This is a genomic window from Paenibacillus camelliae, from assembly GCF_023715345.1.
Lineage (GTDB): Bacteria > Bacillota > Bacilli > Paenibacillales > Paenibacillaceae > Pristimantibacillus > Pristimantibacillus camelliae.
The window spans coordinates 89894-110646 of record NZ_JAMBNY010000007.1 but is presented as its reverse complement, the minus strand read 5'-3'; the positions used below and the strand labels follow the sequence as shown (position 1 = coordinate 110646).

At 44.4% G+C, this 20753-nt stretch carries 11 protein-coding genes; 2 read left to right on the top strand and 9 right to left on the bottom strand.

Features of this window, described 5'->3' with window-relative positions; genetic code table 11:
- The first annotated feature begins 225 nt into the window (after positions 1 to 225).
- A complete protein-coding gene (locus M3180_RS13170) occupies positions 226 to 2061 on the top strand; it encodes a glycoside hydrolase family 35 protein (RefSeq protein ID WP_251668204.1) in 1836 nt (611 codons plus the stop codon).
- A gap of 208 nt (positions 2062 to 2269) precedes the next feature.
- On the opposite strand, the gene M3180_RS13165 is transcribed toward M3180_RS13170, so the two are convergent.
- The 3 genes from M3180_RS13165 to M3180_RS13155 form a co-directional block, all read right to left on the bottom strand.
- A complete protein-coding gene (locus tag M3180_RS13165; protein WP_251668203.1) occupies positions 2270 to 3391 on the bottom strand; it encodes an NAD(P)/FAD-dependent oxidoreductase in 1122 nt (373 codons plus the stop codon).
- A 216-nt stretch (positions 3392 to 3607) separates the two neighbouring features.
- Positions 3608 to 4624: a Gfo/Idh/MocA family protein gene (locus M3180_RS13160; protein WP_251668202.1), complete on the bottom strand. Its 1017-nt coding sequence runs from the start codon at positions 4622 to 4624 to the stop codon at positions 3608 to 3610.
- A 22-nt stretch (positions 4625 to 4646) separates the two neighbouring features.
- A complete protein-coding gene (locus M3180_RS13155; protein WP_251668201.1) occupies positions 4647 to 5489 on the bottom strand; it encodes a sugar phosphate isomerase/epimerase family protein in 843 nt (280 codons plus the stop codon).
- 188 nt (positions 5490 to 5677) lie between these two features.
- On the opposite strand from M3180_RS13155, the gene M3180_RS13150 reads away from it, so the two are divergent.
- A complete protein-coding gene (locus M3180_RS13150) occupies positions 5678 to 6550 on the top strand; it encodes a helix-turn-helix transcriptional regulator (protein WP_251668200.1) in 873 nt (290 codons plus the stop codon).
- A gap of 241 nt (positions 6551 to 6791) precedes the next feature.
- On the opposite strand, the gene M3180_RS13145 is transcribed toward M3180_RS13150, so the two are convergent.
- From M3180_RS13145 to M3180_RS13120, 6 genes are all read right to left on the bottom strand, one after another.
- A complete protein-coding gene (locus M3180_RS13145) occupies positions 6792 to 7358 on the bottom strand; it encodes a DUF4256 domain-containing protein (protein ID WP_251668199.1) in 567 nt (188 codons plus the stop codon).
- Between the two features lie 88 nt (positions 7359 to 7446).
- Positions 7447 to 8484, bottom strand: coding sequence for an HNH endonuclease (locus tag M3180_RS13140; protein ID WP_251668196.1), 1038 nt, complete (start codon positions 8482 to 8484; stop codon positions 7447 to 7449).
- 28 nt (positions 8485 to 8512) lie between these two features.
- Positions 8513 to 9241: an OmpA family protein gene (locus tag M3180_RS13135; RefSeq protein ID WP_251668194.1), complete on the bottom strand. Its 729-nt coding sequence runs from the start codon at positions 9239 to 9241 to the stop codon at positions 8513 to 8515.
- Between the two features lie 23 nt (positions 9242 to 9264).
- The gene (locus M3180_RS13130; RefSeq protein ID WP_251668192.1) at positions 9265 to 11109 is read right to left on the bottom strand and encodes a MotA/TolQ/ExbB proton channel family protein; all 1845 of its coding nucleotides are present in this window, start codon (positions 11107 to 11109) and stop codon (positions 9265 to 9267) included.
- A gap of 23 nt (positions 11110 to 11132) precedes the next feature.
- Positions 11133 to 12614: an NYN domain-containing protein gene (locus M3180_RS13125; protein WP_251668190.1), complete on the bottom strand. Its 1482-nt coding sequence runs from the start codon at positions 12612 to 12614 to the stop codon at positions 11133 to 11135.
- A gap of 256 nt (positions 12615 to 12870) precedes the next feature.
- The gene (locus tag M3180_RS13120; protein ID WP_251668188.1) at positions 12871 to 20682 is read right to left on the bottom strand and encodes an endo-1,4-beta-xylanase; all 7812 of its coding nucleotides are present in this window, start codon (positions 20680 to 20682) and stop codon (positions 12871 to 12873) included.
- Between the last annotated feature and the right edge of the window lie 71 nt (positions 20683 to 20753).

Genomic DNA, 20753 nt, shown 5'->3' with positions numbered 1-20753 from the left:
ATAAACCTCCAGGCTGCTCATAGTGGCTTGCTGCTTACTCGTTCTCAAACGATTGTTCCATGCTTTTTTGTAGACACTTGCTAGCTTATGTTTAACTTTAAACACAGCGTATCGCACTGAATACAAAAGGTCAATTATTATCTTCTTTTGTCCATTTGTTTGCATTTTCATTCCATATAGAATGAAAGCTATAAAACATCCATAGGGAGAAAGAGGAGATTATAGTTGACGACATTTAGTACTAAAGGGAATCAATTCACTATCGACGATCAGCCTATTCGTTTACTTTGCGGTGCTATCCACTACTTCAGAGTTGTTCCTCAATATTGGCATGATCGTCTATTAAAGCTAAAGGCTTGCGGCTTTAATACCGTAGAGACCTATATTCCTTGGAATTTTCATGAACCGGCACCTGGTAAATTTAACTTTGATGGAATGGCAGATGTTGAAGCCTTCGTTCAGTTAGCAGGAGAGCTTGGCTTATATGTCATCGTACGACCTAGTCCCTACATATGTGCAGAATGGGATTTTGGAGGGTTGCCTGCTTGGCTACTTGCTGATCGCGAGGTACAGCTACGCTGTATGAACCGTCCATATCTCGATAAAGTCGACGCGTATTACGATGAACTGATGCCAAGACTGAAGCCTTTGCTTTGTACCAATGGTGGTCCTATCATTGCGATGCAGATTGAAAATGAATATGGCAGCTATGGTAATGATACGGCTTACCTGCAATACATTGAACAAGCGATGATCAACCGTGGTATTGATGTGCTGCTTTTCACCTCAGATGGACCAGAGCATCATATGCTGCAAGGCGGTATGGTTCCCGGTGTACTCGAGACAGTTAACTTCGGCTCTAGAGCTGAAGAAGCCTTTCAAATGCTAAGACTGTATCAGCCAGAAGGTCCAGTCATGTGTATGGAATATTGGAATGGTTGGTTTGATCATTGGGGCGAGGAGCATCATGTTCGTGACGGTAACGAGGTTGCAGAGGTGCTGGAGGAAATGCTAGCTGCAGGAGGCTCGGTTAACTTCTATATGTTCCATGGTGGCACGAATTTTGGCTTTACGAGTGGTGCCAATGGCTTAACTCGTGAACAATATGAGCCTACGGTTACGAGCTATGATTACAATGCACCGCTGAATGAAGCCGGAGATCCTACAGAAAAGTACTATGCAGTACGCAATATTTTATCATGCTATACGAAGCTGCCTGAGCTGGACATTCCACCAGCGTTGCCAAAGCAAGCGTATGGCTTAGTACAGATCACAAGCAAGGCTAGTTTGTTCGAGCAGCTTCCTGCGTTGACTACACCGATAGAAGCTGTGTATCCAGAGCCGATGGAGCGCTACGGTCAAAGCAACGGATTTATCGTCTATGACACGTTTATTACAGGTCCGCGTGAAGAGCAGCAACTTATTATCCAAGATTGCCACGATCGGGCGCTCGTCTTTGTCAATGATGAATTTCACGGTGTTGTCGAGAGATGGGATGCAAGCAAGAAAGTTCAGTTTTCAGTGCCATTAGGCGGTGTACGTCTGCGTATACTTGTTGAAAATATGGGACGAATCAACTATGGACCTTATCTTGCAGATCGGAAGGGTATTACCGAGGGCGTACGCCACGGCAATCAATACTTGTATGACTGGACCGTGTGGACGCTACCACTAGATGACCTTCAAGCTTTAACTTGGACTGTGCTCGATGATGCCCTTCTATCAGAAAGGTCAGCAGCTTCCACAGCCACAGCTTTAGATGCGTCTGATTCTGTACCTAATGCTACATCTGGGCAGCAATCTTTACCTGCATTTTACCGCGCAGAGCTTACGATTCAAGAAGCGCCTGCAGATACGTTTTTGAAGCTGGAAGGCTGGACGAAGGGAATTGTCTACGTTAACGGCTTTAACATCGGACGCTACTGGAAAGCCGGTCCGCAACAGACGCTCTATATTCCTGCACCACTGCTACGCCAAGGCAGCAATGAGATAATCGTGTTTGAAACTGATGGTACGGACCGCCTGCAGCTTGAATTTGTCGATCAGCCTCAGCTAGGATAAGCGACAGAATAAGGAGAAGATGCTATCACGTTCATATAACACGACACGATAAAGGAGCTATCCCTGCGCAATCCATTTGCAGTGGTAGCTCCTTTCACATACCATACTAACCATTTTTATCTTTTATGATTCAATGACTGTTCGCGTAAAAAGGCAACCTTCATTAATAGGGACCGTGTTAGCGCAGCCCATAGCATCAACATCATGCTCATGTTGCTAACTCAACGGCATAATCTTCAAGCGGAATATCAACCTGTTGCTCCATTGCGAGCTTCGCTAGCTGCTGGCCTAGATATGGCCCCATCGTCAGCCCCGATGCTCCTAAACCATTAGCGACAATTAACTTGTTCCAGCACGCTACTCTCCCCAGCACAGGTAGAAAATCTGCCGTAAACGGACGAAAGCCTACTCTAATCTCCTTGAGGCTTGCGGTCGCAAGACCAGCTGCTGTCTGGAGACCTTTGCTAAGAACCTCATGCATGCCGCCTGCAGTTACAGAGGTATCATAGCCTACGACATCATTTTCATGCGTAGCACCGATGACGAGACGCCCATCAGCAAAGGCAAGCAAATATTGATCAGTAGGGGGCATAACGACTGGCCATTGAGTGGTATTAGCCCTGCCTTCCTCATGCTGCAAGTGCATAATTTGTGCCTTCTGATACGTAACCTGCATCATGATTCCGAGTGGATGCAGCAAAGCGTTAGACCAAGCGCCAGCACATACGATGACCTCATCCGCTGTATAGGTCTCGCTTCCAACCCTTACACCCGTAATCTCAGATTGCTCCTGCTGCAGCTCTGCATCTCCCTCTATGTAGCACACACCGTTACGCTTTGCTGCTCGCAGCAAAGCGTCTCTCAGCTCGCGGCCATCAACCCTTGCTGCCCCCGATACATGAAGTGCATAGTAGCCTTCCGACAATAAAGGAAACAGCTTGTTCGCTTCTGCTTCTGTTAGCATCGTAAGCTCACCAATCTCAGGTGCATCAGCCTTGCGCTGCTCTGCCCTCTCCCTTATTGCTTCTAGCTTTTGCATATCGTGATGAAGACAGATTGCACCGACCTTTGCATAGCCTGTATTTCCTTCCCCTGCCTTCTCCAGCTCTTCGATTAGCGATGGATAAAACCTTGCTCCCGCTTTAGCGAGACGATACCAGCGTTTATTTCTGCGCTGTGATAACCACGGACAGATGATTCCAGCAGCAGCATCCGTTGCCTGCCCTGTGTCCTTACGATCTATAATAGTTACCTCAGCACCTAGCATACTCAGCTGATAGGCTGCCGAAGCTCCAAGTATTCCCCCACCGATAACAATTACTTTTTTCATGATGCATTCCTTTCTCCATTAGCTCTCTGTCTCTCTGATTAGCTATATTATAACGTTTTTCGTGCTTTACGAAAAATAATGGGCTGCCAGCTAACTATGCCTATAAAAAAGAACCATCACTGCATAGGCAGTAATGGTTCCTTCGCGTCAATCGTTATGACTTGAATGCTAACATGTAGAGGGACTTTGTTCAGCGTTTTTGTTCAGCGTATCTGTTCAGCTTGTTAAGCTGACCCATTGCCCCTTCAAATTAGCTGATTGCTCCTCAGCCTCAATAATTTTCAATGTAACTACAGAACTTTCAGGCGAGCTAATATCAATTGTTTGATCATTGGTAATAGCATTAATGAAGTAGAGTAGTTCACGGTAATAGCCTGTATCCGGCTCCAATTGAGCAGTAAATCCTGCTTCATTGTTAGGATTTACCTTTACCTCATTGTTTTTGAACAAGATGTTACCTTTTTCGAAGTTGACACGGTAGCTCATTTCGAAGCCATGATCACCTTCGAGTGTCCAATCTGCTTGAGCATTAATCAGCTTTCCATCGCCATAATCGTAATGAGTAGACACAATATCATAGCCTTGTTCCGACACAACATTATTACCTATCGTTGATACCCTTTCAGGCTTGCCAAACAACCATTGAATCATATCGGTATCATGTATATGCATATCCAGTAAGCAGCCACCACTTAGTGCTCCATTCATAAACCAGCCACCTGGCGCACCAGAGCCCCTGAAGAAATGAGCACCTGTTACATTGCCGAAGCGTCTGCTGCTTACCGCTTCCTTTAAGTACTCATATGCTGGCCAAAATCTTAAGCATTGTCCAATCATTAATTTTTTCCCAGAGCTTAACGCTGCATCAGACATTTTCTGCGCTTCAGCAGCTGTTCTTGCCGCTGGCTTCTCGCATAAAACATGATAGCCAGCTTGAAGCAAAGAGCTCGCTAAGTCAGCATGCAGCGGTGTCGGCAACGTAATATCGATCATATCCAATTGCTCCGAAGCAAGCATATCCTCTATTCGCTCATATAATCGATAGCCGCTTAAATCATAAATTTCTTTATCCGTAGCCATATTTCCATTCGCTTTTTCATTTTTTAATTGCTCAATCTTCAAATCACAAATAGCGACTAACTGGACATTATGCATCTCCTGCATCAGCCTTTCATAATTATCAAAGTGCATGCGCCCCATAAAGCCAAAGCCGATCAATCCAACTCGTAGCATTTTCTTCTCTCCCCTTATCGGATTAGTTTCTCCCCAAAATAGCGTCCATCGCGCGGGATGTGTTATAAATTAACGTCTCACCGTAATGGTTATAGCCTGGTATCATTTCTGCTGTTACGTAATTGTTGTAGTTGATCCTCTGTAACGCCCCCACTACTGCTGGATAATCCACATCACCTGCTAATAAGTCAACGAAGCCATGCAATCCACCTGCTTGACGACGATAATCTTTAAAGTGCACTTTTTTTATTCGAGCTCCTAGCACTTCAATCCAGTGCTCAGGATATCCACTATGCACAACATTGCCCACATCAAAATACGAGCCTACATATTCAGAGCCGATCTGGTCGATAAATTGCTTCAATTCCAGCGGAGATAATAGAAATTTATTCCAAACATTTTCAATTGCGATGCTTACACCATATTGCTCCGCAACTACGGACAGCTCATCGATTGCACTTAATGCACGGTCATAGGCCACCTCGTAATTGATCACTTCACAGCTCGGTATAAAATCTACGCCAACGGCTCCAGGAATGACAAGTATGGCATCAACCTTTAATTGTGCTGCGACCTCCAGCTGTTTTTTGCATATATCCTTCGCCTTATTGCGTGTTTCAGCAGAATCACTGGTCATCGAATAATCCCAGTAAAGTCCGGTAGCTAGCCCGGCAATTTCCAATTGTGCATCTTCCAAACGGCTGGAAATTTCTCGAATATTCTTTTCTGTGGCACTAAGCCCCAGCTCCCCTTGCTCATTCAATGCGAGCTCTATTCCATCAAAGCCCGCAGCCTTAGCCGTCGTAATACACTGTGCAATCGACATATCTGCTGGAAAAGACCAAATATTAATCCCTTTTTTCATACATCATTCTCCTTAACAAATGTATTTTTCCGACATTACTCCAAAACTCACACTTTCGAGCACCATCTGATATAGCCCTATCAATTCTGATATAATACGATTATAGAGAAAAGAAATGATACATTCGTTAGATAAAATAGATAATAGGTGGACTTTTCCGATAAAATTAGAGTAGAGGGGGAATCTTGATGGTTGTTGCTCCATTTAGCAGTTGGACGCCAAGCATACATTACGCTCAATTTCAAACGTTGCCTAAAGGTAAATTAGAGCGGAGAAGACTATATGATTTTGAGCTTCTTTATGTAAGTAAAGGAGTGGCTGCGACCGAGATGAATGGTCATCAATATGTATTGCATGAAGGAGATTTAATATTTCTAAGTGCTGATGTTTACCATCAGAATGAAGTCATCTCCTCCACTGCAAGCTTTATTGGCATTCACTTTGATTTTTTTGACGAGATTGAAATTATGACTGAAGAGGACATGATCATTAGTGATGATCATGTCCTCAAAAAAAGCATTGCAAAGGAGGCAGTGACGCCTCCCTTTCATGCTTTATCAAAGGAACCACTATATCAACCATCCTCAAACTGTGTTCAATTGATGAAAACGCTCGTTCAAGAATTTAGCAAACGACCGCCTGGCTATGAATTAATGTGCAGAGCACTTATACTGCAAATATTAACCGCTCTGCTTCGAACACAAATTACAAAGCGCTTTGAGGATCTGTCCCCACATACGATGCAAATAAAGGCAATCATTCAAGAGATTCAAGCTCATCCAGAGAAGGATTGGAATAATAAGCTTCTAGCGAAAAGAATGAACGTACATGAGGACTATATGTCGAAGCTGTTTAAGAAGGTAACAGGTTCTTCCCCAAAAATATTCATTCAATTAACGAGACATCACTTAGCAAGACAGTTATTAAGTGAAACGAGTATGTCTATCGAAGCCATTAGCGAGAAAGTGGGCTATCAAGATGCTCATTATTTTAGTCGATCCTTTCGCAAACACGAAGGTATTCCACCCGTGGAATATCGCAAGCTATCACGAGTGCTGTAGGGTGTATGGCGTAATGTATTGAAATAGTAGTATTATCCTTGTCCTCACCGTTCTATTGTTTTCACATCAACTTTTATCCTATTGAACTCTAGAAAAAGCAAACCAAAAAAGTCCTAGCCTCCATGACAGCATGGATACTAGGACGTGCAGTACAGCTTGCTTAGTAAATTATAGTTAGAGAACACTCTTGTTCGTAAGCTATGCCGTGTGTTAACGGTCTCGCTTAGAACGTTTTAAGTCATCAGACGCGCAGCGTTCCACGGAAACCTCTAGCACCATAGTAGGAATCTGCACCGTTATGATACACAAACACTTGACCATAGCGATAATCTCCGAAGATCGCGCCACCGAGCTTACGAATTTCTGGAGGAGTCGTTAGCCAGCTCGACGTTTTCGTATCAAACTTTCCAAGCTTCTGCAGCTCTCGATATTGCTCTTCATTCAGCATCTCGATCCCCATCTCAGCTGCCATATCCATGGCGCTGTTCGCTGGCTTATGCTGTTTTCTTGCTTCAAGTGCAGCACGATCATAGCATACGCTTCTGCGGCCCTTCGGGCTCTCCGGTGAGCAGTCGACAAATATGTATTCGCCCGTCGCTTCATCATAGCCTACGACATCCGGCTCACCCTCGGTTCTCTCCATCTCGTAAAGCGACCACAGCTTTGCAGGGTTAGCTTCAAGCTTGGCTTGAACGCTTGTCCATTCCAACCCTTGGTGACGGTCCATATTTTTCTCAAAGCGTGCCTTCAATAATGTAAATATCTCATCACTTAGATCAGGCGCCAGCACTCTTGTTTCGTTTGACATATGATTACCTCCTAAAACCGACTCATCGGAATCTGTATAGTTTCCATATTACCCTATATTATCAGCTTTCATAATCTTTTGACAAACGTTAACGATATTCCTCGCCCCCGCCCCAAAGCTCTCTACCTCCAGTATGCGCGGACATACTATGATCCTCTTGATCCACTAACTCCATTAAGCCTGGATATTGCGAATGATGCCAAGTATAACCACTCGGCGTATGCCCGAGATAGATGTCCTCCAGCTGTTCTGTAGTGAATTGCTCTGCGAATTGGGCGTTGGTAGCCACCTCATTTGATAATAGGCTGTTCATGTATGCATTATGGACAGCATCCGAGGAGAAGTACATATCATTCGGCAGCTGATAGCTAGCAACTGAATCAAAGCTAGGAAATACACCTTCTATTGCGCTGCCATCTGGCAGAATGAAGCTATGCGATTCATACGGAACGCCTGTAACAGGGTGGAGCTCTCCATCAAGTGAGTCGTTAATCGTCGTTATGCTCACGACATCTTGCTCGTGAATGGAGACCTGTTCAGCTGACGGCAACGTTAACTCAGTAGAGTACGACACATCAGGAGTTCCCGTATATGGATCGACTGTTAGCGAGGCGAGCTGTGGCGAAGCATTCACTTCATATTCCACTTCTGCTGCCACTGCGATCTCTTCGTGCTGCAGAACATCGTTGGAATCAACGACCGCATCAATAACACCGTAGCCGATTAGAGAGATCGCTGCAGCTTTCCCCAGGTTTTTCAAGCCTTCTTTCACTTGTGTCGGGTCGTCATTAAACAAACCATTCGCCGTATGACCTAAGCTCTCTCCAGTAAACTTTATACCATTTACTAGATCTTTACCTGTTGTTACTACCGCATTACCGACATCACCGAAGCCTCTGTCAATTCGCTCAACGTCTCCTTGTAATACTCCTGCCCCTACATCAAAAATTCCACTCGCAGTTTGTCCAACAATTCTTCCGGTCTTTTGTGTCACTGCTTCAACGCTGTCACCGATTTCCTTAATATATTCACTATTCACTAACTCACCGGCAACCCGTACAGTACCGCCTAATAGCTGACCGGTTAATTTACCAAGCTCATCGCCAAGCTCCTTAAAGGCAGACATGAAATCACCCTTCGACAGTAAATTGATATCATTGATCCTTCGATTGCTGCAAATATCGTTGAATTTCCTTCAACGTTTCTTCATCGTTAATTTGAAACTTAATTTCTACCCTTCTGGAGGCAGCTCGATCCACTGTTACTCCGTCCTCTTCATATTTTAAGTCCATGAACGATCGACCATTAGCAGACAATATCGTTCTTAACTCTAGCTTTTCAGGAAAGTCTACGGATTCCTCACTTAATATGTAACGGACGACACTGAATGCTCTGCGCTGAGATAAATCCAAGTTAGAGAAATAATTACCTACATCATCTGTATGACCTTCAACTACTATGCTGCCGATCATGCTTCTATACTCTTCATTAAACAATACCGAAAAATATACCGGTACAATCCGATCGAGTTCCTTCTTAAACTCACTCGTCAATGTCGCACTGTCTGTCTCAAACAGTATTTTTTCCGTAAACGTAAGCTGACCAGTTTTTTCGTCAAGCATGACAGCAATATCTTCTTTTTCAAATGCGACCTTCAACGCTTCCACAATTTTAGTATTTATACCAAATGAATTCTCAATCATCGTATGTGTTTCATTGTACTTCTCTTCAATACTATTTAATTTCTTACTATGAATGCCATTATAAATCGCCATAATGATTAATAGAAACAAAATAATGGATGCAAATAAATCCGTAAAGGTTGGCCAAAAGTTCCCTTCTTCCTTATCTAATCCGAACGTACGTCTATATTTATTCCGCATCTAATTGTCACCTTGCTTCGCCATTAGCTTACCTTCCGCGATAATTGATCAATTGCTTCTCTTAATTCGTATATAACGCTAGTAATTTGCGATACGCCTCCTACAGCTACAAATTCGTTCGTCGAAGCCATCGATTGAAGGTTATGATCAATTTTCATCGTTAATATATTGATCGTATCGGTAAATTGCGAAAGCATACGCTGAACCTGCTCACTATTATCCTTACTAAACTTAAGCGCAATATCACTCATCATGCTTTCAATCTTAGACACGGAGTCTTCAATATATCTAGTATCGTGCTCTACTCTTCGATCTAGAGAAGTTATCGCAGCATGAATTGAATTCATAACTCGTTGCTGCTCCTCTTCAAGCTGATGATGTACGGTGTGTAAGGCTTGCACGGCTTCTTTTATCGTGTGATCCTTCAGCGCAACGGAATCGGTAAATCGATTTATCGTTTCCACTTGAGCATCTTGTTTTGATAATAGCAGCTTCTGATGTTCATTGAATTGCTCCATATTGCTTCCTAATCGATCCATGTTTGCATTAAGCTCGTCCACATTGAGCGATTCAGATACTGTATTCATACTGCTGTCTATAGAAGCTAAAGCATTAGTTATTCCATTTAGAGATTGATAGTTAACCTCCTGCACCTTCAGCATCGTTGCGAAGCTAGCACTTACCTGTGCTCGTTCCGCTTCAATATCCTTCACCGATTGAATAAATTGAGCTTGTAATTCAGCTAGCTGACTCGTACCTGTTTGAAAATATTGCTTAATAAAGTGCTGTGATGTCCCTATCGTTTCCTGTGTTTGTTTCGCTGACTTGGCAACCTCATCCATGCGATCGATTGCAGCTTCTAGCTGCTCCCGTTGACGTAAAATTTCCTCATCCTTATTCAACAGTAGTTCATTAAGCTGTTCAAATTTCTCGGACAGCACTTCGATCTGCTGAGTGCTTGCGTCCTGAGCTTCTTCCATCTTATTGCTTAGACTCAGCATATCCTCGATATATGTCTTGAACACAGTATTAACATCGGACAGATTTTCCGTTGATTGCGCCATCTTACTTGAGAAATCATCAAGACTCATGAATTTGTCATTCAGTTGCTCTAATTGATCGGACTGCTCAACGGCTTGCTCAGACATACTTGCCAAGTAATCCTCCGTTTTTTTCATAAACACCTCTTGCTTATTCATGATCGGGAGCTTCTTGCGTTCAGCGGCAACCATTTCCGTTAATAGGTCTACTTGTTTTTTTAATAGCTTTTGATTTTCATTCTCCAGCTGATTCTCGCAATATGACTCTAATATATTCTCTGAAATATACATAAGGTCAGTAAGCTTATGCTCGATGTTATACCAGAACTTAACGACGATCGTTAGCAGTAAGGAAAAACAAATACCAAATATACTCGTATAAAAGGAGGTTTTAGCTCCTGCCAATGCATTAGCCAAGCTAGAGCTGTCATCAATATTGATGGATTGAAAGGAGATCGTTAAGCCGATAAATGTCCCTAGTACACCAATCAATATACAGATAGAAATCATCTGATTAATAATTTTGGACCATGATACTATGTTCATTCCGCGTTTAGGTGCGTATTGAGAATAATATTGCTCTACAAAAGTAGCAGGCGACATCATTCGATCCGCATCCTTATTAACAGATAAATACTCGGTTACAATTTCTAACTCACTGGTGTCCTTATCTCGAGTCATTTTATGGCGGTAACGTTGTACTAGGTTTGACAGATGCTTGTAAATGCCTTGATTAATCATAATGCTCACAAAAACAATGCCAAATAAAACAATAAATATAATCGATGCCGTATTATTATTGACAATATCCGATATAAACTGGCTCATCGTACTATGCACTTCCGTTCATGTTAGATTTTAACTGTTTGATAAAAGTCACTTAACGTATAGGTTTCGAAAAGCTCCTTCCAACGACTCGACATACTCTTTTCGCCAAATCCGATCACCACGCACTTCACACCGTTTTCTTTATACCTTTGCATAATCGGAATAAAGTGCTTATCTCCTGTAAACAGCACAACATGTGTAAATTGATGATGAAGCAGCTTTTCCATTTCCTCAATTAGCCGCTCATCATCCACATCTCGTTCGACCTCGTTCAGCCATTGCTTAGCCTTTGATGTGTCGTTCCCTACAATATCAATGTGAAAGCCTTGTGCTTCAAGTCGTTGTTTGTGCTCTTGCATCCTTTGCATCGCTGTTTTCATTTTTTGCTCATCATCCCACGTAGGTTCAAACATTACTCCGTATCGCTTTAATACTTTGGACTCGATATAATTGCCGAACAGCTCTACTAAAATCGAATTGAAATCAATCGAAAACATATCATAATATGTGGAAAAGTTAGCCGCATCTAAAAACACGCCAATTTTCATTCTATCCCTGCTCTGTTCATCTCCAGTAACCTTCTGCTGTTGAACATCCTGTAAGATAGTTCGCAAATACTGATACTTGCCAGTTGGCAGCTGACCTAGCAATTGCTTCATAAATGGCGAATTAATCCAGCCTACGTCTATATATTGACCGCCTTGTGAGGACAATTGAATTTCATTGTTAATCATCTGAGATAGCGAGGCAATGAGCATCTGGATATTATGCTGTTCAACGAGCTCACGGCTTGTTCGACGAGCAGGATACAAAAGATGGTATTGGCAGAAGCCTTTTATTCCACTCTCAGCACTATACAAAAAATCACTTAATCTTAACGGTACCCCTACCATAATGTCGTGGTTGGTGCAATCGATGAAAAATTGAATTAAGTCCTGCAGCCAATGCAAGCTTTTGAACGTTTCATATGCAAGCTCATGAAATAAGCAACTGTTTTCCTTGTCTACTGTCAGAAGCATGAGAGGTGCCGCTGTATCGCTCTTTATTTGCTTTGCTTGCCACGAGTTAAAATCTAGTACATTTTTCATAATATCGACTGGAATTGATATCTCTGCTTTTATTGGTTTGTCCATGACATTTAATGCGTGATTGCTATGATAAGCTGGAGAAAAACGAGTAGCCAATTGATCACTAAACTTTTTTGTTCTCGCTGCTAGATTAGCTTGGTAGGATTCATTGGATAAATATAAAAATTCTAGATCATCTTGATTGGTCACTGTAAATGAATCATTAGACTCCAATAGCTCATTTAATCTAAAGTTACTAAACTGACCTTTCAGCATAAACGTTGAACATTGCTGAAAATATTGATAATGGATAATAAATTTTTGATACAAATGATAATAGAGGAGTTCCTCTGATTGTTCTAAGAAGCTGGCACTTGAATTACCGATTATTACAAATTGATCTCGTTTTACAAACCTAGGAATAATAAGATAATTCATGGTCAGCCCCCCTTATAATATATGTATAACGTTATTACATGGTATATATACTTTATTCGACAATATCATTCCTTATATTACCATAGAAGTCCTAACATAAAAATATTTAATAGTTATTTTGAACTATTAGATAGATTGAATAACACCCGGCAGCTTAGTGCCTTTATTCTATTGGCTACAAATTGGATGCAAAAATAGCACCCTGCAAACCAAATGGTTTACAGGGTGCTTTGTTCAACCCCTAGCTAGATCAATATTATAGTGTCTCCATTAGCAATTGGTATAGCATAACCGCTGCCTGAGCACGAGTTGCCGTGTCTTGTGGAGCGAACTTACCGTTGCCAACGCCATTAATGATGCCAGCTTTCTGCATAGCACTTACTGCTTCCTTAGCGTAATCTGCAATGTCTTGCTCGTCGCTGAAGGCTGTTAACGTCTGCTCATTCAGCGTAAGCCCTGCTGTTTGGATAGCACGGTAAGCCATTGCAGCCATCTCTTGACGTGTAATCTTATCGCTCACACCGAACGAACCATCCTTGTGGCCGTTCACGATGCCTAGCTGCTGTGCAGCTGCAACTGAGCGGTAATACCAAGCATCCTGCTGCACATCGGAGAAGGAGCTTGTCGCATTCGCTGCATCTAGTTCAAGTGCAAGCATTAGCATGTGAATGAACTCTGCTCTTGTCACTGAATCGTTAGGTGCAAACGAGTCCTTCGTTACTCCATTTACGATTCCGCGCGCTGCTAGACCTTCAATGCTGTCACTTGCCCATGCTACTGCTTTCGCATCTTGGAATTGTACAGGGTTAGCGATCGGTGCATATTTACTGAAATGCTTCGTTTTGAATACAACCTTACCTGTATCCTTGTTGTAACGAGCATTTTTAATCACTTCGATGCTGCCCTCATCAGATAAGTAATAAAGCACGATCTGATGTGGATTTTCTCCTGTCTTCAGCGTGTATGGGATCTCGACTTTTACTTGCTGTCCTGGACCGAAGTCACTAATATTTTTATCGTTCACACTTAGCGTGAAGTCATATACCGTGTTCTCCCCTACAAGCTCTCTTGCATTTTCTGACAGCGTACTGTTATCTACGATCGCAACACTTAATTGGATATTGTCAGTGTCTGCCATTCCTTCAAGCAATGCGATAGGCAGCTCTACAGTCGCAAGTCCTAAGGATAGCTCAATCCGCTTAATACCCGCCTCTTTTGCTTCCTTCACTTGCTCAGCAAGCATAGAGACAGTAACCTGCTTAGCACTGTCGACACCAGCAACTGCAAGCTTCAACGTGCCCGCCTTTGCTTCAGACAACGCTTTTTTCAAGTGCTCAGCTTTAACAGTAGCTTTTGCAAGACCGTTCGAATCGACTTCTGCTTTAAGTTCGTCAGATTCAACTGGTGCTGGCGGTGTTGTTGGCGGAGTACCTGGACCTGTGTAGATGATATCTGTCACTGCATGCGCTGCCGAAGATAGCAGTGATTCACCTGCGTCATTAACAGCTTTTACCTTGTAGTAATAGGTTGTTGATGCCAATAAGCCACGATCAAGGAACTTCGTATCATTAATTAGCTGCGTGTTTACTTTGACGTAGCTGCCATCTGCGGTAGTAGAACGATAAACGTTATAGCCGCTTGCACCCTCAATTGCTGTCCAGCTTACTTCAATCTCGCTGCTGCTTTTTGATAGCGCCGTAACACCAGTCGGTGCTTCAATGACCGGCTCCATATTCAAGTAGCCCTCTGGATCGATCACTGCATAGTAGGCAGGCTTTGCAGCCAACGCTCGATCAAACAGTAACGGACTTCCGGAAGCACGCCAGCTTTGAGAATCTGCCTTGCCCCAGATCGTAACACGTTCAATGTCGCTTGCGTATTTTTTGAAGATGACGAATAGCTTCGCATATAGCTCTGCCTGCTTAGCCTCATCTTCCTCCGTCAGTGTGCCTGTTGATGATGGAATATCCAGCTCTGTGATACTAACCTTCACCCCTGCTTCAACAAAACGAGCAATACTTGCTTCGACCGTAGCTGGGTCCAAGCTTTGGATCCAATAATGCGCCTGCATACCGATGCCTTCTACTAATAAGCGCTCAGGATCTGTATTACGTTCGTCAGTCTTCCACTTTTCATTAAGCTCTTCAGCCATCAGCGCCATCGCTTCGCGCTTCCAAGGCTCATTCTCGTTGTAGTCGTTGTAATAAAGCGTCGCATCAGGGTCTGCTAGTCGTGCATACACGAACGCATCGTAAATATAGTCAGCGCCGCTTTCTCCCTTGCTTTCATCAGCACCATTTTCATAGGCTCTGTACCAAGGTGAATTTTTACGGAGAACTGTTTTCCAGTCCGTAGGAATACTTCTTCCACCGTCAAATGCCTCGTTTACAACATCCCATGATGCAAGCTTACCCTTGTAATGCCCAGCAACATTGCTAATATACTCTTCCATATTCGCCTTAGCCTCTGCACGAGTTAGCGGCTCATTGTCCTCGCCATTCGTCAGCCAAGGTGCCGACTGAGAATGCCACACGAGCGTATGACCATGGACGTTGATATCGTTCGCCTCAGCCCATTCAATGAGTGTATCGGCATTGCGATAGTTGTACACACCTTTAGCCGAGCTCAAATATTGCGGCTTCATCTCATTCTCTGGTGTCATGCTATTGTAATGATGCTTATACATCGCCGTATTCTCGTCATCCATTGTCTGACTCGGACTCATTACGTTACCGATTAGGAAATAATCCTTATACGTATCGGCGATGGAAGTAAGTGATAGATCCCACTTAGGGATCTCCTTAAGGTCACCAACCTGATGGATGACGATTTGGTCGATGTACCATACATCCGCATGATTAGCAGCATCGTTCGTCACCAAACGGAAATCAATCGTTTCTAACGCTCGATCCATTAGAGGTGTTTGAACGTTAACCTCTTTCCACTCACCGATTGGCAAAGTGCCAGGATTGCTTGGAAGCTTGCTTGCGCTGTTCGCATAATCCTGATTGAGTACGATACCAGGTCCGGTCAGAACACCCTTGCCCTCGTTACCTTCAGCAGGAGCAAAGAAGGATACGGAGATGTTATAAACCCCGCCCTCAGGCAGTGAATTAGCAAGCGTTAGCCGCACAGCGTTATCGGCACTCGTGTAGCTTGTGTCCGCAATATGCTTAACCTTCAAAGCAGTGCTGTCGTTCTTTCCAACACCAGCTTCATCGATCCACTCAATAGCGGAGGAAATCTCCGACGTAAAGAGAGCTTCATGCTCAGCTTTGTTATCGAATGCAATACGCAGTACTTCTTTTAGCTCTGGCTCACCTGGCTCTTCTGGTACAGGCGGGCTGATAAGCTGCAGCGTGACCTCATCTAGATAGAATGTGAAATCACTGATCTGTGCATCATTGTGGAACACGATGGCACTAACCGACTGATGCTCTGTCGGTACAGTGAATTCTAGCGATACATCTGCCCACTCACCAGCAGTCAGATTAACGGTTGCTCGCCCAACGGTGCCGTAGGTATCACCGCCCGCAGCATCCTTCGTTTCTACACGGACACCCAACGTTGCATCCTTCGCACTCAATGCTTTAGCTGTTAGCTTATACGTACCGCCTGGAAGCATTGGCTCTGTAAGCGCACTATTGCGAAGAGCAACACCGCTATAATTGTTTGCAGCAGTCGGTGCTACACTCAAACTGCTAGTGCCTGCAGCAGCGTGTTCCTCTGTACGATTGATTGTTGCATCGCCGTTCTGTTGAAGCGTGTTTCCGTTTTCGAAGCCCTCATAGTACATCACACTACTTGCACCACTTGTTGTTGCCGCTACATGATCGGACTTTTCAGATTCCTTTTCCCCGCTCACAGCAGTTACTTTATAGTAGTATGTTGAGTTAGCCTCTAGACCTGTATCCACGTATGTCGTTTCAGTTACCGTCTCAGTGTTGATCTTATTGTAAGCTCCATCCGCTGCATCTGAACGATAAACGTTATATCCAGTTGCACGATCCGATGCTTTCCAGCTAAGCTCAATTTCGCTTGCGCCTTTCGCTTGCGCAGAAACATCAGCCGGTACTGCAGGTGCTAATCCATCTGTATTTGGCCAATTAACGAGAAGCTCTTCGACTTCTCCCTCACTGTCCAGCTTCTCAATCTTGAGCCAGTTGATGGAGTAGGCATTCCCGCCGCCACCGCCACGAATGGCAATGTTACCGATAAGACCATTTGCCGGCTCTGAGCCATCCAGCTTGATCTCCGTAACTAACGTGTAGCTTCCACTATTGACCATTCCGCTGTTGAAATATGCAGGAATCTTAGTAGCTACATCGCCCGCTGCATATTGATACTCATTAACGAGAGCTCCATCTGCATCGGTATAGCCACCATTGGAATCATCCTTAATCCAGCGGACACGGATCGCTGTTGTTCCTTTTGCCGTGTAGTTAAAGGAGAGTCGATACGTTGCATCCTTCTCTGGAGTAAACGCTACTTTGCCGTCTCCTCCTGCGGTCGACCATGGCCATTCGTCAGCGCTATCGCCTAATATAATGTTGGCACCAGTCCATGCATCGCCTTTGCCTGCGTCATACACATATACACCATCAACAGGAGTGAGCTCAGGCTCAGGCTCAGGTTCAATGTATTGATGTGTCTCAAGATACGCTTCAGGATCAAGTACAGCCACTAACGCTTCCTTCGCCAATCCGTTCGAATCGAACAGCAGGGCGAATTCCCCAGCTCTCCAGCCAGTGACCGCGTCTCTAACACCACTAATGGCTATACGCTCAATGACCTTTGGATTATCCGTCACGTTCGCTGGACCAGCAGCGTACTTCTTATAGATATGGAACAGCTCAGCATATTTCATCGCTTGATTGTTCTCATTTTCAGGTGTAAGGGTACCGATTGGCGGCGTACCGATATCCATTTCAGTAATGTTAAGTGTTACACCTGGAAGTGTAGCAAATAGCTTAATATTATTCTCAACGTTTTCAGGATTCGTCGTTAGATTATAGTGTGCCTGCATCCCAATAACTTCGATGAGTGGTTTGCCGTTCGGCCTTACGTCCGCATAACGCTCATTAATGTCCTTGACCATCTCGTACACGACGCGAGCCTTATTCGGTGAGTCTAAACCGAAGTCGTTATAGATTAATTTCGTATCCCATCCATTACTGTCGACCACTTCAGCTGCCTTCAGGAAAGCAAGCTCAACCCATTCCCAGCCAAGTGCCATATACCAGCCTTCGCCTTTGGCAAGCGACGCCTTCCAATCGTTCGGATTCGCCGTACCGACGGCTTCATTGACCACATCGACGCCTACAAGACGTTCGCCATAGTATCCAAGCACATTTTCGATATGATGATTAAGATTTTCCAGCGCGGTATCTCTATCGAACGTACCCGGCTGGTCATATCTCGCTGGCGGTGCATCCCACATCCAAGTAGGTGACTGTGAATGCCATGCTAGTGTATGTCCATAGAACAGCATATCTGGGTTCTTGCTAGCAAGATTGTTGAACGCATTGTCTGCGCTAGTATAGGTGAAGTTTCCTTTTTCTCGTTGCGTGCTTTCCGGCTTCATCTCATTGCCAGGCGCGTACGAGGCGTAATTGTGAATTAGTGCATTGTTTTCACCCGCTCCGAATATCCCCACTGAGAAATAATCCTTGTAGACATCCTTCAGCGCAGGGTAGTTTTCATAGGTCTGTCCTGCAGGTGGAATATCCGATCCAGGCTCTTCAGGCTCAGGCTGTGGTATTGGCTCATCGATCCCTTCCGGCCAATTGACGAGCAGCGTATCAGGTGTACCGTCAATGCTGAGCTTCTCCACCTTAATCCAGTTAATTAAGAAGCTATTGCCCCCTGCTCCACCACGGATCGCGATGTTGCCAATTAGGCCATCTGCAGGCTGTGAGCCGTCAAACTTAATCTCAGTATTTAACGTGTAGGTTCCTGCATTGACCATGCCGTTATTGAAGTATGCAGGGATCTTAGTAGCTACTTCGCTGGCCGAATACTGGTTATCATTGACCGATTGACCATCTTGTGCCGTGTAGCCGCCATTGGAGTCATCCTTTAGCCAGCGCACACGGATCGCACTTGTGCCCATGGATGTGTAGTTAACGGCGATTCTATACGTTGCATCCTTCTCAGGGATGAATGCTACTTTACCGTCCTCGCCTGCTGTTGACCATGGCCACTTGCTTGCATTATTGCCTGTAATAATGTTGGCACCAGACCAGCTGTCTCCGTCAGTTACGGAATAGACATGAACCCCTTCCGTTCCAGCTTTCGGTAGTCCTTCTGGCCAGTTAACCAGCAGCGTATCCTCCTCGCCTTCAGCGCCGACCTTCTCGACGATCAGCTCATTAATCGAGAAGCTGTTGCCTCCAGCTCCGCCGCGGATCGCAATGTTACCGATTAATCCATCAGCTTGCTGAGCTCCGTCCAGCTTAATTTCTGTAACGAGCGTGTAGCTGTTGCCAGCCGACATGCCGCTATTAAAATAAGCAGGAATCATGGTTGCCACTTGATCTGGAGTAAGTGAGTTGCTATGAGGTGCAGTACCGACAACCTGACCGTCCTGTGCCGTATAGCCACCATTGGACTCATCCTTGATCCAGCGGACACGTAATGCACTCGTACCTAGTGACGTATAGTTGACCGTAATACGATACGTTGCATCCTTCTCAGGAGTAAACGCTACTTTACCGTCTTCGCCTGCTGTTGACCAAGGCCACTCATTAGCGTCATTGCCTAGTATGATGTTCGCTCCAGAATAAGCATCACCTTTGCTTGTATCATAGACATACACTCCGTCTATGGGAGCTATTGGCTGCTCTGATCCTGGATCTTCTACGATTGGATTTTCTGCTAGATACGTTTCCGGATCAAGCACGGCTACGAATGCTTCCTTAGCCGTTATCTCATCTCCGCTTACTGCGTTGAAAAGCAGCGGACGACCTTCGCCTTTCCAGCTGTTGCCGTCATTGGTGCCCCAGAGTGTTACGCGCTCAATTACCTTCGGATTGGACGACGCATTCCCTGATCCTGCAGCATAATTTTTGAAGATTTGGAACAGCTGAGCATACTTTTGCGCTTGCTCTACTTCCTGCTCTGGAGTAAGCGAACCAAGATTAGGCCACTCCAGATCCAGCTCCGTAATACTTACGCTAACTCCAGGCAGAGTCGCGAACAGTTTAATCGATGCCTCTACGTCCTCGGCATTCGTGCTGCCATTATAATGCCCCTGCATGCCGATGCCTTCGATTAATGGCTTGCCATTTGGACGAGTGTCAGCATACTTTTCGTTGATTTCCTTGACCATCTCATAAACCGTCTGAGCTTTTGCAGCCGAGTTAAGACCGAAGTCATTGTAGTACAGCTTCATGTCCCAGCCGTTTTCGTCAACGATTCTAGCTGCCTCTAAAAATGCAAGCTCAACCCAATCGGAGCCAAGCGCTAATACCCAGCCTTCTCCTTTATTCAAGGAGGCTCTCCAATCATTCGGATTGGCATTACCGATCGCTTCGTTAACCACATCCATGCTATGAAGCTGCTCGCCATATTCGCCCAGAACGCTTTGAATATGCGTATTAAGATTGTCTAAAGCAGTCTCTCGATCGAAATTAGGGGAGTCCCACATCCAATTGGGCGACTGCGAATGCCATGCTAATGTGTGCCCGATCAGCTGTATATCGTTAGATAATGCAGTAACATTACCGAGTAAGCTGTTCAAGTTGTCAAAGGTAAACACGCCCTTGACGTTCTGCACACTTTGCGGCTTCATTTCGTTCTCAGGTGTGTATGAATTGAAGTGATGTGCGATCAGTCCAGATCTAGGTCCACTCAATGATCCGACCGTACCGACCAAAAAGTAATCCTTATATACGTCTTTTAGTGAAGGGTATTGATCATAATTAAGACCAGATGAAGGAAGCTGCGACTCCGTTGAAGGTAGCTCTGATGGATTTGGAGCAGCCTCGTTAGCCGTTGCAGAGATGGAGAATGAAAAAACCAACACAACTGAAAGCAAGATAGAAAGGTACCTTTTCATATTTCGCATGTTCGATTTAGTCTCCTTATACCAGATATTTTAGGCACTTTACATTTCTGGACTGACCGGAGGCACATTCA

What these genes read in the sequence shown, in the direction of transcription:
- M3180_RS13165 (WP_251668203.1), bottom strand. Translation starts at nt 3,391, where the DNA reads ATGAAAAAAGTAATTGTTATCGGTGGGGGAATACTTGGAGCTTCGGCA.
- M3180_RS13160 (WP_251668202.1), bottom strand. Translation starts at nt 4,624, where the DNA reads ATGCTACGAGTTGGATTGATCGGCTTTGGCTTTATGGGGCGCATGCAC.
- M3180_RS13155 (WP_251668201.1), bottom strand. Translation starts at nt 5,489, where the DNA reads ATGAAAAAAGGGATTAATATTTGGTCTTTTCCAGCAGATATGTCGATT.
- M3180_RS13150 (WP_251668200.1), top strand. Translation starts at nt 5,678, where the DNA reads ATGGTTGTTGCTCCATTTAGCAGTTGGACGCCAAGCATACATTACGCT.
- M3180_RS13145 (WP_251668199.1), bottom strand. Translation starts at nt 7,358, where the DNA reads ATGTCAAACGAAACAAGAGTGCTGGCGCCTGATCTAAGTGATGAGATA.
- M3180_RS13140 (WP_251668196.1), bottom strand. Translation starts at nt 8,484, where the DNA reads ATGTCTGCCTTTAAGGAGCTTGGCGATGAGCTTGGTAAATTAACCGGT.
- M3180_RS13135 (WP_251668194.1), bottom strand. Translation starts at nt 9,241, where the DNA reads ATGCGGAATAAATATAGACGTACGTTCGGATTAGATAAGGAAGAAGGG.
- M3180_RS13130 (WP_251668192.1), bottom strand. Translation starts at nt 11,109, where the DNA reads ATGAGCCAGTTTATATCGGATATTGTCAATAATAATACGGCATCGATT.
- M3180_RS13125 (WP_251668190.1), bottom strand. Translation starts at nt 12,614, where the DNA reads ATGAATTATCTTATTATTCCTAGGTTTGTAAAACGAGATCAATTTGTA.
- M3180_RS13120 (WP_251668188.1), bottom strand. Translation starts at nt 20,682, where the DNA reads ATGCGAAATATGAAAAGGTACCTTTCTATCTTGCTTTCAGTTGTGTTG.